Genomic DNA, 13,573 nt, shown 5'->3' with positions numbered 1-13,573 from the left:
CCCTGGGTAGATTGCAAGGACTCTATCAACTCTTGCAGGACCGCTCTGGCCATGAAGAGGGGATAGCGTTTAGAGTCTAGGCAATCGTCCGGGATGCGACACCTAGGGCTGAGACGCTGACACGGGGTCGCGCTAGTTTTGTGGAAACTAGCCCCAACTCACTGGACTTAAGACCTGCTTGCGTAGGATGGAGTTCGCCATGAGGGCAGCGAACGCTGGCAATCTGGAGTTGGAGTGCAAGCAAGTGACCCCCAGCTTCGCGGTAGCACATCAATACGCTCAAACGCATTCATACGCTGTACAGCGTATGAATATTCAGGCACCTATGGATGCATCTTTTCCTAGACACCTTGACTTTCCCTTACGGCTCCTCAGCAACCTGACTCCGAGCGAGCTCCTCAAAATGAGGCCAGATCAATCACTGAAAAGCTTCCCAACTCCAGTTTACAAGTGAACAGATTTGGGGAGACGTAAGTCACCACACATCGCTGGTTTCTAGGTACCTTCCGGCATTCTTCGCAAGGGCCAGACCGGAAAACTACAACTGAACACCCTTGGTCAGCGCGCCATCAACGACGAGATTTGTCCCGGTGATGAAACTCGCTGCAGGACTTGCCAGAAAGGCAACCGCATTGGCCATCTCTTGGGGCGTGCCCATGCGCCCGGTTGGGTTCATGCCCAGAGCCATTTTAAAAAACTCAGGATTGCCGGTCTCAATCTGGCTCCAGACGCCACCGGGAAAGTAGGTGTTGCCAGGCGAGACGGTGTTGGCGCGAATGCCCTTGCCTGCCAGGTGATGGGCAAGGCCTTGTGTGTAATGGACGATGGCCGCTTTGAAGGCTCCATAAGGGCCCGAGGCAAAGTCGATCTCCCGGCCGGAGACGCTGGAGATCGTCACAATGGAGGCCTTGCTGCTTTTCTCAAGGTGGGGCATGGCGGCGTTGACTAGCCGGACCGTTCCCATCATGTCGACCTCGAAGCCACGCTGCCAGGCGGCCTCATCGGTGGCGATCGCCAGTGCACTGACGTTGGCAACAACGATGTCGATCCCGCCGAACTCAGCGGCCACATCGTTCACCCACGCGGCTAACGCCGGCCCGTCGGCAACATCGACTGCGCGCCCACTGATCTTCACGCCGTTGTTGGGGAAGTCTTTCACCGCCTGTGCAACCTCCTCGGCGTTGCGTGCGCAGAAGGCCACATGAGCGCCTTCGGCCGCCAGCGTCTGCGCGATGGCGCGTCCAATGCCCTTTGTGCCGCCGGTCACCACGGCCTTCAGGCCCTTCAATCCGAGATCCATTTTTTCTCCTTGCTGGTTTGAATTGCGCTTTGCTCAGGCAGGCGCGAGGTACTTCTTGCTGATGCCTGCGCCGACGGTGTACTTGGGATCGACAAAGTTACCCAGGCGGACCTGTCCGCATTGGCTGAGCATCATGTAGGCGTCCCAGCGGTCGTAGCCATATTCGGCTTCCATCCACAGGATCAGCTCTTTGTAGGCGATGCGCGTGGCATCTTCAAGTGGTCTGGCGCTGCCGATGGCCATGATCATGACCTCGTTCTCAAGCCGTGGCCATTCCAGCTGCCAGCCTTTGATGAGGTCAACTTGAATGGTCGTCGTGCTGGAGAATTCCACCGCTGTGCCGCAGACCTCGCCGTCACCCTGACAGGCGTGTGCGTCGCCGATGAACAAGCGCCCGCCCTCGCTGCGAACCGGCAAGTAGGTGATGCTGCCTGGGCCCATGTCGGGCAAGTCCATGTTGCCGCCGTGCGCGTCGGGCGTGAGCGTGTTGATCGAGTCGATCTCCGGGCTGCAGCTCAGCGTGCCGATGTGTGGACGGTATGGCAGCGTGACGCGCTTGCTCCAGTACACGCCCTCTTCATCCACGTTCACCTTGCGCACGATCTCGGGAAGATCCTCTGCCAACAGCGCAGTGAGCGATGTGCCGCTGAGAGCACCAAACTGGGGAATCATCGCGCAGGTGCCGCGGGGGTTGTCACCCCTTGGAGACATCTTTTCGATGTACACCGCCAGGACGTCCCCCTTGCTGGCGCCCTCCACCATGATGGGACCGTTCTGCGGGTTGACAAAGGGCATGCTCAACACGCGCGAAGGCAGGTCCTGCTCGGTCTTCACCTTGCCTTCGAAAGCATCACGCGTTTCCACTACCACGCGGTCGCCCGGACGAATCTTCAACACGGGGTCCGAGTATGGGCCGATGGTGTAGTGGTATTTGCCTTGGACCGCTTCGGTCAGCGCGTGTGTCTCTGGCGCCCGGCCCTGCGCCACGCCGCGCTGTCGCATGATCGAGTTATCCAACCAGTTCATCCAAGCTCCTTCAGGCAAGTGGTTCGGCAGAGACCGGCAGGCCGCTTCGACACGCCACGAGATCGATTTCGATCCGGGCACCCTTGGCCAGGCCAGTCACGCCAACGCATGTTCGAGCGGGATACCTCCCGCCCTCAAAATGGCTGGCATACACGGCATTCATTGCCGCGTAGTCAGCCTCGAAATGCGTGAGGTAAACACGCACGGAGACCACATGCTCCAGTCCTAGACCGCAACCGGCCAGAACGGTCCGGAGGTTCTTCAAGACTTGCCGCGTCTGGGCCTCGATACCGTCCGGGTAAGGGGTGTCCAACGAGGTGTCAACGAAGGGCATTTGTCCGGTGACAAACACCCACCCATCGCATTCAACGGCATGACTGAAGGGCGCAACGGGATCTGGTGCGCCGGCGATCATGTGAAAGACTGGAGATTTCAATAGCGGTTGGCTGGACATCTTCGTTGATATTTGGTGGAGTGATCCTACATGCCGATGTGACGATCTCCGAGTCAAAACTGAGCCAGCAGTCAGGTTAACGAAGCCCTGCTTTTTCACGAATAATCCAACGATGTCCACCCTGCATCCGACTCTCTTTCGTTTGAAGCAGGGCAGCCTCTGGTCTGCCGATCTCTTTCTGACGGAACTACTCTAGGTCACCATGGAAAGCGGATTTGATGCCTCATAAGAGCCCAGGAGTCGACTTCCGAATCCATGCACGGTACTAACTGCCACACCGACAAACCTTTGCTCTCGTCGATTTGAAACGTTCAGCGCTTTCCACCCATTGATAGCACTTCATGTGCCTCGAAGATCGCCTTGGCAACCTCCTCTGTTGTGGAGCGCGTGCTCATGGCTTTTTCACGAATGAGGTCGTAGGCTTCAGTTTCTGAAACGTGATGGGTTTTCATCAGAATCACCTTTGCGTCAGCGATGTGTCGCACGCCAACCAGCTTCGCCTCAACCTTGCGCAAGCGCCTTTGCAAGCCACGATTTTCCTTGTGTGACTCTCGCGCCAGCACCAACGTTGAAAGCAAGCCAAACGTTCGGACCGGCGAGGGAAGCACTGCCTTGGCCCCCAAACCCAGCACCACCTCCACGATGGTCGGGTTTTCGTAGTTGACAACGGCAATGACCGTGGGAGCATCTTCGGATCGTGCCCAGTCCATATTCAAGTTCAGGATGTCGGGTCGAACAGCAACAAATGCGACATCGACATCTTTGGAGATCGAATGCACTGGTGGCCAGAAGGCCTGTACCTTGCAACCAATGCGCTGCAGTTGTTGGGTAAGCTGGCGTCCGTCCGCGTCGTCGGGATGAATCACTGCAACATTCAAGGTTCGCAGTTCTTTGAGCTGCTGGGGCGTGGCCCGCAACGAAGAACGGTGTTCACCCTGTTCGCTCATCAGCACTCCAACTTGTCCAGCGTGTCCAAACGCGCTGCCCAGTCACCCAGTGAATGAGTCACGAGGTAAGGATCCGGGTACACCGATCGGCGGGCCTGGCGGACGATCGTGAACTGCCCATCGGAATTGACCCGACCAATACGCGGGTAGAGGCAGGTGTGGTGATTGGTCGGATCAATCTTCACCCGGCCCTGAGGCGCGTCGAATTCGCTACCCAGGATGTAAGGCATCAATGTCGAGATGTCGTCACTGCCTGCATGGCGCATTGCGTTGGCAAATATGTGCATCTGGAAGTATGACGCTTCCCAGCATAGATTCGGAACACATGAGTCACCAACCCGCTGTCGAAGATTGGTGAGGCAGCGTCGGTTGGCCTCCGAGTCGATCGACTGAAAATAAGGGGCAGATGTGTAGTGACCTGTCGCAAGGCCACGCTCCATCTGCGAAATTTCCGCCTCGGAAGTCGTCAGACTGGCAATCGGCATCGTCTTGGGGTCGAAGCCGGCATCTGCGTAAGCCCGGTACAACGATGCAGTGGAATCGCCGACCACCGTAGAGAAAATGAAGTCTGGTCGCTTGTTACGGATGTCCGACATGACATCTGCGAAATTGCGCTCGGTCGCGTCGAGAGGTACGTAACGCTCTGCCAGTTTTTCGCTGCCTTGGCGCTGCAGGACCAACTCACCCATGATCCGGTTGGACTCATAGGGGTAGATGTAGTCGGATCCGATCAGATACACACGGGCGCCAAAATTCGACGTTATGAATTCGGCCAGCTGCACGCTGTTCTGGTTGGGAGCGGCCCCGGTGTAGATAACATTGGCGGAATACTCGAAGCCTTCGTACAGCGTGGGATAAAACAGCAGCTTGTTCCACTTTTCGATGATCGGAATCACCGCCTTTCGACTGCTGGACATGTAACAGCCAAAAATCACGTTCACGCCGTCCCGATGGATGAGGCGTTCGGTCAACTCAGCGTAGCGAATCGGGTTGGATTCGGGGTCGTAGTGCACGGGCTGCAGCTCCCGGCCGTCTATGCCGCCCGAGTCATTGATTTCATCAACAGCCAAGAGGGCGCCATGCATCTGCGATAACCCGATGGTCGATGTCACACCCGTCGCGGAAAACAATATACCGACCCTGATAGGGTCTTTGTTAGCCATTAGGCTCCCCTTTACGGCTCACGCCGCACCCGCACCGCTTGCGCGGCAAAAGCTTCTCACGCATGGTTGCAAACATCCCCATCTTGACAACACAACCTGTGGCTGCACAAGTCGTACATGCTTCATCCTCCGACCAGTCGGGCATAAGCCCGTTGAAGCTGAGTAGGAAGAGATGAAGCGTTCTCGGCAATGCAATAGTCCCGCCAGCCAAATATTCTGCGAACGTAATGGTCGGCCTGGGCGTCCACGGCAATACAAAAAACTCTCACGCCAGCCACTCGGGCTTGCATCACCGCCACCCGCGCGTCTTCTGTGAGGTACTCGGAGTCGAACACGTCCACATCCGCTGGTGCGCCGTCGGTCACGAGCAAGATCGCGCGTCGATTGTCCCCCTCATCCTGCAACAAAGCGCTGGCATGGCGGAGTGCCGCTCCAATGCGGGTCGAGTGGCGCCCTGGCACCGAAGCCAGGCGGGATCGGGCTGCGCCTTGCAGTGGCACTCCGAACTCAAGCATCCGGTGGTAGTCCACCTGCGCCCGCGTGTTGGAGCTGAACCCATGTATGGCAATGCGGTCGTCTGTGTTGGCGGTCGCGTCCGCCAGCATGAAAGCCGCTTGCTTTTCCAGATCCAGCAAGGTCTGACCAGAAGAACCGCAAGGTTCGTTGGTCGACTCGGAAAGATCGAGCAGCACCAGAATGCTGGAGGCCCCAGTCTCCCGCCCTGCTCGCATGAACAAACGCGGCTCAGGCTGAAGGCTGAGTCGACGATCGACCAACACTTCGATGGCGGCGTTCAGGTCGATGTCATCGCCCTCCCACTGCCTTCGCAACCGGTGCCGGCGGCTCAATCGTCTCAAACGACGAAGGGCCATCGGCTTGACGGAATGGGCAGCGGCAATGCCACCTCGTGATGGCCCCTGGACCGAGCTGCTTGGCAGCTTTTCCAACACGGTGCACCAGTTATGGCGCCAGAGATCCAGCACGTGGTGCCACTCGGGGTACACAAACCTGCCGAGTTCCATTTCCTCCTGGTTGTCCTGCGGAGATGACGAAGCGTCCCCGTTGGTCACATTCGCCATGCGGGGGGTAGCCGACTGAGGTGAGGCGATCGCCTCGTCCTGGGCCTGATTGTTTTCGGGAAACGTCCACAAGTAACTGTTGTCATCCCGATAGGGCGAGGGCACGACGTGGTGCTGCGGATCGAAACGAACGCGCATCTGGCCCAGGTCATTGGCCAAGATGGACGCGACCGCACGAAACTCGTCGTAGGCCTCCAGCCCATGTGCCGCGGCCACCTCTTCGAACAGTCGTTTTGCTTTGTTGACCCAATGGTTGTCGTCGCTGTACCCAGGGTCCAGCAAGATGCGGTCCATGCGTGAGACGAGTGCTTCAAAGCTCAGGTCACCTGGATCGGGGACCGGGGCCAGGTGCTCCAGAAACCATTGGCGCACACCTGGATACCTGCACCACAACAGGCGCTCGACTCGGGCGTCTTCTATCGCAGAAACAACAGCGAGCCCCAAGGGCTTCAGCGTGTGCGTCGGAAGTGCAGGGCGAGAGAACCGCCGGTGCGCCACGGCATGGGCCACCGTCGCGCGCAATAAGCCGAACAGACGCTCGGGTAAAGCGGGCTTCTCATCCATTGGGCGGCTGGTGAGCAAGAGCTGGGTGGATGTGAGCACAGCGCGCTCTGTCCGACCCGTCATGCTGTTGTCCTCCACTGCGATCTGGCCGTTGCTCAACCCGTGCGCCAGCAAGCGCAACGCTGGCAGTAAACCCGACAAAGGCTCAACGCCCGACAGCTCGGAGCTCACGTGAGGCGACACGGTCATCCAAACTGGGCAGTGACAAAATTGCGGATGGCCAGCGCCATGTCGGGATCGTCTGTCAGCGGGCGGATCATCGTCATTTCACAACTCTGGGCTTTCGACATGCCGTCTCGGATGAGGATGCCGGCGTAGATGAGCATACGAGTGGACACGCCTTCGTCCAATCCCTTTTGCTTCAGTGCACGGGTGCAGTGAGCGATGGTGACCAACTGCCGTGCCAACACGTCAGACACTCCGGCTTCGTGTGCCACGATGCTGACCTCCTTGTCTTCGGGTGGGTAGTCGAATTCCAACGAGGCAAACCGTTGCCGCGTTGATGGCTTCATGTCTTTGGAGCTGCTCTGATAGCCCGGGTTGTACGACACCACCAACTGGAAGTCCGGGTGCGCCTTTACGACCTCGCCTTTTTTGTCCAGCGGGAGAATGCGGCGAGCATCGGTGAGCGGATGGATCACCACCGTCGTGTCCTGTCGAGCCTCCACTACCTCGTCGAGGTAACAGATGCCACCGTGGCGCACGGCGAGCGTCATGGGCCCGTCGTGCCACGCAGTTCCATCGGCATCGAGGAGATAGCGCCCGATCAGATCGGAAGCTGTCATGTCTTCGTTGCAGGCCAGCGTCACCAACGGGCGCTGCAGCTTCCACGCCATGTATTCGACGAAGCGCGTCTTCCCACAGCCGGTAGGACCTTTCAGCATCAACGGCATCCGATGCGCGTACGCGCGCTCATAACACTCGATCTCGGGACCCGCTGCCTGGTAGAACGGTTCGGTGCGTATGAGGTACTCGTCGAGTGCTGTTGACATGCAAGGATCCTGAAGATGAAGAAGACGCGTCTCGGGCTCAGCGATGCTTGGTCGCGGCGTTGGGGATGCCCTCGATCGGGCATTCCTCCGTGCCCACGGTGGTGCGTGTGAACGACTCCACCATTTCGCGCGTTCCTTCCGGATCGTTGATCCAGTTGGCGTAGAAGTTGTAAGGGCAAGCAGCTACACCTTTGTCGCCATCGCCCGAGTTGATCAACCCGGTGTAGCCCCGGTGCACCAGTTTGAACAGGTGGTTTTGCGATTGCCCGTTTTTGCGCGCGTCACGGATCAGGCTCATGGACAGTTCAGCGTACTGGATGCCCATCTCCTCCTCACCGCACTCGCCCAGCGTGCGGCCATCGAAGCCGATCACGGCCGAGTGGCCGAAGTACGAATACACACCGTCGAACCCAGCCGCGTTGGCCACCGCAACGTAAGTGTTGTTGAGGAAAGCCATGGTCTTGGACACCATGATCTGCTGTTCCTTGGCGGGATACATATAGCCTTGGCAACGAATGATCAGTTCTGCACCGCGCATGGCGCAATCACGCCAGATCTCAGGGTAGTTGCCGTCGTCGCAGATGATCAAGCTCATCTTCATGCCCTTCGGGCCTTCAGAGACATACGTGCAGTCGCCGGGATACCAACCCTCGATAGGCACCCAAGGCATGATCTTTCGGTACTTTTGAACAATCTCCCCCTTGTTGTTCATCAGGATGAGCGTGTTGTAAGGCGCCTTGTTGGGGTGTTCTTCGTGACGCTCTCCCGTCAAGGAAAACACACCCCAGACGTTGGCCTTGCGGCAAGCCTCGGCAAAAATCTCCGTCTCAGCGCCTGGAACTGTCGAAGCGGTCTCGTACATCTCTTTCGAGTCGTACATGATCCCGTGCGTTGAATATTCTGGAAAGATCACCAGGTCCATGCCGGGCAGTCCCTTCTTCATGCCAACGAGCATCTCACCAATGGCGCGCGCATTTGCCAACACCTCTGCGGTGGTGTGCAGGCGGGGCATTTTGTAGTTGACGACCGCGACGCCGACACAATCGTTGCTGCTGGAAATGTCACCATGTCTCATGAAAATCTCCTGGGAGGGGTTGGGGGTTAAACGGTCAGGAACGACTTCACTTTTTCCTGATTGAGCTCAGCACGCATTTCTTCGTGCACGATCCGCCCGCGATCGATGACCAGAAACCGGTCAGCCAGATCCAGGGCAAAACTCAGTACCTGCTCAGACACCACGACGGCAAATCCCCGCTCATGGCGAAGAACGTTGAGGGTCTGTGCAATTTCCTTGATGATTGAAGGCTGGATGCCTTCGGTGGGTTCATCAAGAATCAGAACTTTCGGGTCGGAGACCAAGGCTCGCGAGATGGCCAGCATCTGCTGCTGACCGCCCGAGAGATTCCCTGCCTTGCGCTGCTTCATGTCCTTCAGCACCGGGAAGAACTGGTAGATGTAGTCGGGTACCTGCCGATAACCAGAGTGCTCGGCTCCGCAGAGGATGTTTTGCTCCACCGAGAGAAAAGGGAACACCATGCGGCCTTGCGGGACGAAGGCCATGCCGTTTTGCACGCGACGGTAGCTGGGCTGCCCGACCATCTCCGCGCCATCCAACCGGATCGCACCCGAACGCACCGGAAGCAGCCCGATCAGGGACTTGAGCAAGGTGGTCTTCCCCATCCCGTTGCGACCCATGATGGCCACAGACTCTCGCGGGCCTACCTTGAACGACACATCGTGGATCACATGGGACTCGCCGTAGGCGACATTGAGTTGAGAAATCTCCAACATGCTGTTCTCTCCTCAATGGCCAAGATAAACGTCGATGACGCGGGGATCTTGCTGAACCTCGCTTGCGCTGCCTTCGCTCAAAAGCTTTCCCTGATGGAGTACGGTGACCTTGTGCGCAATGCGTTTGACGAAGTCCATGTCGTGCTCGATCACGATCACGGACTTGCCGGCAGCGATGAGACTGAGCAAATCACCGGTCTGCTCGCGCTCACGAGGACTCATGCCCGCCACGGGTTCGTCGAGCAGCAGCAGGGATGACTCCTGCATGAGCAACATCCCGATTTCAAGCCACTGCTTTTGTCCATGGCTGAGCTGACCGGCACGGCTGTGGATGGCCTCGATGAGATAGATCTTCTCGGCCATCGCGTGAATGCGGTCCATGACCTCGGGTGTTCGCCGAAAGGTCAAAGACTGAAAGACACCGTGTGTGCGCGGTAGGGAAATTTCGAGGTTTTCGAGCACCGTGAGGTCCTCGTAAACCGATGGCGTCTGAAATTTTCGACCTACGCCCGCCCGCACAATCTGGTGCTCGGTCAGGCGCGTGATGTCCATGTCGTTGAACATCACCCGCCCCGACGTAGGCTTGGTCTTTCCGCAGATCATGTCGAGCAACGTGGTCTTGCCCGCGCCGTTGGGCCCGATGATCACGCGCAGCTCGTTTCGGTCCACAGAAAGACTCAGGGAGTCCACCGCTTTGAAACCATCGAACGAGACCGTGAGGTCTTCGACGACGAGCACTTTTTCACTCGTATGGGTAGCCGTTTGAGACATAGGATTGGCACCGTTGTGTGGGACTCGTGGGAGAGTGGCGCTGACATTCATCACGAAGCCCTGCTCCGACGGCGGTTGGACCACTGGTCCATCAGCCCCGCCAACCCGTTGGGCATGACCCACACCACCAGGATGAAGACAGCTCCCAGAAAGTAGAGCCAACCCTCGGGAAATGCCTCCGACAAGTACGACTTGAGGAAGCCGATGAGCAAGGCACCGACGACGGCACCTGGCACCGACATGCGCCCTCCCACAGCTGCGTAGATCACCATCTCCACCGACGCCACGACACCAATGACGCTGGGCGCAATCAAACCCACCTGGAGGGTGAAGAACGCGCCACCCAAGGACGCCAGCAAGGCACCACAGGCAAAGACAAACGCCTTCATGTGCGCCGTGTCGTAGCCACTGAAGCGAACCCGGTCTTCGCGGTCTCGGATGGCGATCAGGATCTTTCCGAAGCGGCTGCGCACCACCGCCAGAGACAACAGCATGGCCAGCGACAGCACCGCGACTTCGACGAAATACAGCATCCTCAACGAGTGATCGGACAGGATGTCCATGCCAAGCAAGGTTCGGAAATCGGTGATGCCGTTCGCACCGCCTGTGTCTCCTTGCTGCCCGATCACGACCACGGTGAGGGTGAGCGCAAGGGACAGCGTCACGATCGCGAAGTAAACGCCGCTGACCCGGCGGCGAAAGATCGCGTACGCGAACACGTAGGCCAATACAGCGGGAATCACGACGATGCACAGCACTGTGAGTCCAAGAGATTTGAAAGGAATCCACCAGGTTGGGAGTTGCTCCACGCTGCTCCAGACCATGAAGTCCGGGAGTTCAGGTGCCGAAGCCTCGAGCTTCAGAAACATCGCCATCATGTAACCACCCAGACCGAAGAACACACCCTGACCCAGGCTCAAGATGCCTCCGTAGCCCCAGGTCAGCACAATGCCGAGCGCAACAAATGCGAACGCCAGGTACTTGCCGATCAGGTTCAGGCGAAACGGGTCCAGCACGAGGGGGAGCACCACCACCAAGAGACCGATCAAGAGAATGGTGGAGACGAGGCTGCGCTTGTGTTTGTTGTCTTGCATGGTTCAGCTCCGGGTGCGCAAAGCAAACAGGCCATTCGGTCGGAAGTAGAGAACCACGATGACGAGCAACAGGATGGTGGCTTTGGCCATCGATCCGCTCATGAGGAACTCCAGCCATGTTTGCGTCTGAGCGATGGCAAAAGCAGAAAGTGCTGTACCCGCAAGGCTCTGCACGCCACCGAAAACCACGACGATGAAAGAGTCGACGATGTAGAGCTGACCTGTGCCCGGGTTGGTGGAGCCGATCATGGTGAACACACAGCCGGCGATACCGGCAAGACCCGAACCGAGCGCGAATGTGAGGGCGTCAACCCGCTGGGTATTGATTCCTGTGGCGCCGGCGATGGCGCGGTTCTGCGTCACCGCGCGAACCTTCACGCCCCAGCGGGTCTGGTACAACAACATGTAGACCGCCACCGCGACCGTGATCGTCAGACCGACGATGAAGATGCGCGTGATCGGCAACTGAATGCCCACCACCGGCTCCCAGGCGCCGGCGAGCCAGCTGGGCAGCGGCACGCTGACCTCTTGCGCGCCGAATACGGTGCGGTAAGTCTGCTGCATGATGAGACTCAGGCCCCAAGTGGCCAGTAGCGTGTCCAGCGGACGGTTGTAGAAGAAGCGGATGAAGCCGCGTTCCAGTGCGTAGCCAAACGCAAAGGTCACCATGAATGCGAAGGGTATGGCGGCGAACAGGTAAACGTCCATCCAGGCTGGCGCCCAGCGCTCGAAGGCCAGTGATGCCACGTACGTCATGTACGCACCCAAGGCCATCAATTCGCCATGGGCCATGTTGATCACGCCCATGAGTCCGAACACCACGGCCAAACCAATCGCCATCAACAACAGAATGCTGAACAGGCTGACCCCGTTGAACATCTGCATCACTGCAATATCGAAACTCATCCTGCCGCTCCTGCTGCGTTGAAATGGCCGAGCGCCAGCGGCGCCCGGTCATCGGTCCTGCTTCCTCAGATCTTGGGGAAGGGATTGGGCTCAACCAATGCAGGGGCTTCCCACACGATTTCGAATTGACCGTCAGGGCGTGCGCGTCCGATGCGCACTTTCTTCCACACATGGTGGTTCGTAGCGTGCATGCGCACGGTGCCTTCAGGGGCTTGCAGCTCGATGCCTCCCGAGGCGGCAATCACCTTGTCCACGTCAAAGGACTTGGCCTTCTCCACAGCCATCTTCCACAGGTAGACGCTGTTGTAGGCCACTTGCATCGGGTCTCCGATAACCCGATCCTGTCCATACTTCGCTTTGAAGGCTTTCACGAATTTTTCGTTGCCAGGCGACTTGATGCTCTGGAAGTACCCCATGCAGGCGTAGTAGCCAGCCGCGTTATCCTTGCCGATACCTTCGATTTCGTTTTCAGAAACCACCGTGGACAACAGCACCTGCTTCGAGCCGTCAAGGCCAGCCGCGCGCAGTTGCTTGTAGAAGGCTACGTTGGAGCCACCGACGACTGTGCTGTAGATGCAGTCTGGTTTTGCGGCCTTGATCTTGTTGATGATCGAGGAGAACTCGGTGTGACCCAGTGGGGCGTATTCCTCGCCAAGCACCTTGCCGCCAGCTTTCACGATGGTGGGTTTCGCAATCTTGTTGCAGGTGCGGGGATAGATGTAGTCGGAGCCGACCAAGAAGAAGGTCTTGCCCTTTTCACGAGCGAGCCACTCCACAGCGGCGATGACCGATTGGGTGGCCTCCTGCGATGGATAGAAAACCTGTTTGTCCTGCTCTTGGCCTTCGTAGTACGTCGGGTAGTACAGCAAACCTTTGGCACGTCCGAGTGCGGGCAGAACCGCTTTTCTTGAGGCGGAGGTGTAGCAACCCACGATGGCAGCCACTTTGTCTCGCTCCAGAAGCTTGCGGGCCTTTTCTGCGAAAACCGAGTTGTCGCTGGCACCATCTTCGACCACAGCTTCGATCTTCCGTCCCATGACGCCACCGCTTGCGTTGATCTCCTCAATGGCGAGCTTTTCTGCATCGACCAAAGACGCCTCCGCGATGGCGATAGTGCCCGACAGCGAATGCAAGAGCCCCAGTTTGACGGTCTCTTGCGCTGATGCGATTGCAGGCACCCCCCCGGCTGCGCCAAGGATCAGCATCGATCCTCCGGTCTTCATAATGTCGCGGCGATTCAGTTCAGTCATGGTCAAGCTCCTGGCAGTTGTGTTTACGGAAATGACGACTTGTGATCCACCTGTGAAAAAGTAAGCCCTAGACACAGAAGATCTCCGACAAGCAACCGCCACAGCCCAACAGAATTCCGATCAAGCAAAGCTCCGCCAGCCGGATGAGGGTGTGATCTCGTCCGAAGCAAAGTTGAAAGACAGAAAACGAAAAAGCCCGAACCGGAGTTATTCCGATTCGGGCTTTTTTGCCCAAC

13 protein-coding genes are annotated in these 13,573 nt (G+C 58.1%); all 13 read right to left on the bottom strand.

Features of this window, described 5'->3' with window-relative positions; genetic code table 11:
- Positions 1 to 538 precede the first annotated feature (538 nt).
- A complete protein-coding gene (locus AAFF19_RS03275; protein WP_182120681.1) occupies positions 539 to 1,300 on the bottom strand; it encodes an SDR family NAD(P)-dependent oxidoreductase in 762 nt (253 codons plus the stop codon).
- A gap of 33 nt (positions 1,301 to 1,333) precedes the next feature.
- Positions 1,334 to 2,326, bottom strand: a complete 993-nt coding sequence (locus tag AAFF19_RS03270) for an acetamidase/formamidase family protein (RefSeq protein WP_182120682.1) — start codon at positions 2,324 to 2,326, stop codon at positions 1,334 to 1,336.
- 10 nt (positions 2,327 to 2,336) lie between these two features.
- The gene (locus AAFF19_RS03265; RefSeq protein WP_246331082.1) at positions 2,337 to 2,780 is read right to left on the bottom strand and encodes a RidA family protein; all 444 of its coding nucleotides are present in this window, start codon (positions 2,778 to 2,780) and stop codon (positions 2,337 to 2,339) included.
- A 311-nt stretch (positions 2,781 to 3,091) separates the two neighbouring features.
- Positions 3,092 to 3,727, bottom strand: a complete 636-nt coding sequence (locus AAFF19_RS03260; protein WP_182120683.1) for an ANTAR domain-containing protein — start codon at positions 3,725 to 3,727, stop codon at positions 3,092 to 3,094.
- Positions 3,727 to 4,890, bottom strand: a complete 1,164-nt coding sequence (locus AAFF19_RS03255) for a transporter substrate-binding domain-containing protein (protein ID WP_182120684.1) — start codon at positions 4,888 to 4,890, stop codon at positions 3,727 to 3,729. The genes AAFF19_RS03260 and AAFF19_RS03255 overlap by 1 nt, the downstream gene beginning before the upstream one ends.
- Positions 4,891 to 5,012: 122 nt before the next feature.
- Positions 5,013 to 6,704: a VWA domain-containing protein gene (locus AAFF19_RS03250; protein ID WP_291081792.1), complete on the bottom strand. Its 1,692-nt coding sequence runs from the start codon at positions 6,702 to 6,704 to the stop codon at positions 5,013 to 5,015.
- A gap of 14 nt (positions 6,705 to 6,718) precedes the next feature.
- Entirely contained in the window at positions 6,719 to 7,525 is an 807-nt protein-coding gene (locus AAFF19_RS03245; protein WP_182120686.1) for a CbbQ/NirQ/NorQ/GpvN family protein, read from the bottom strand.
- Between the two features lie 37 nt (positions 7,526 to 7,562).
- On the bottom strand, positions 7,563 to 8,600 hold the full coding sequence (locus tag AAFF19_RS03240) for an aliphatic amidase (RefSeq protein WP_182120687.1): 1,038 nt from the start codon (positions 8,598 to 8,600) through the stop codon (positions 7,563 to 7,565).
- A 26-nt stretch (positions 8,601 to 8,626) separates the two neighbouring features.
- Positions 8,627 to 9,316, bottom strand: a complete 690-nt coding sequence (gene urtE / locus AAFF19_RS03235; protein ID WP_182120688.1) for an urea ABC transporter ATP-binding subunit UrtE — start codon at positions 9,314 to 9,316, stop codon at positions 8,627 to 8,629.
- Positions 9,317 to 9,328: 12 nt separating this feature from the next.
- Positions 9,329 to 10,087: an urea ABC transporter ATP-binding protein UrtD gene (gene urtD, locus AAFF19_RS03230; RefSeq protein ID WP_182120689.1), complete on the bottom strand. Its 759-nt coding sequence runs from the start codon at positions 10,085 to 10,087 to the stop codon at positions 9,329 to 9,331.
- A gap of 50 nt (positions 10,088 to 10,137) precedes the next feature.
- On the bottom strand, positions 10,138 to 11,181 hold the full coding sequence (gene urtC, locus AAFF19_RS03225; protein WP_182120690.1) for an urea ABC transporter permease subunit UrtC: 1,044 nt from the start codon (positions 11,179 to 11,181) through the stop codon (positions 10,138 to 10,140).
- Between the two features lie 3 nt (positions 11,182 to 11,184).
- Positions 11,185 to 12,087 (bottom strand): urea ABC transporter permease subunit UrtB, encoded by a 903-nt coding sequence (gene urtB / locus AAFF19_RS03220; protein WP_182120691.1) that lies wholly within the window; start codon positions 12,085 to 12,087, stop codon positions 11,185 to 11,187.
- A gap of 65 nt (positions 12,088 to 12,152) precedes the next feature.
- On the bottom strand, positions 12,153 to 13,337 hold the full coding sequence (urtA, locus tag AAFF19_RS03215; protein WP_182120692.1) for an urea ABC transporter substrate-binding protein: 1,185 nt from the start codon (positions 13,335 to 13,337) through the stop codon (positions 12,153 to 12,155).
- Positions 13,338 to 13,573 lie beyond the last annotated feature (236 nt).

The sequence above is a fragment of the Acidovorax sp. FHTAMBA genome (assembly GCF_038958875.1).
Lineage (GTDB): Bacteria > Pseudomonadota > Gammaproteobacteria > Burkholderiales > Burkholderiaceae_C > Acidovorax.
Note: the sequence above shows the minus strand (reverse complement) of the source record. Positions and strands in the feature narration are given on the sequence as shown.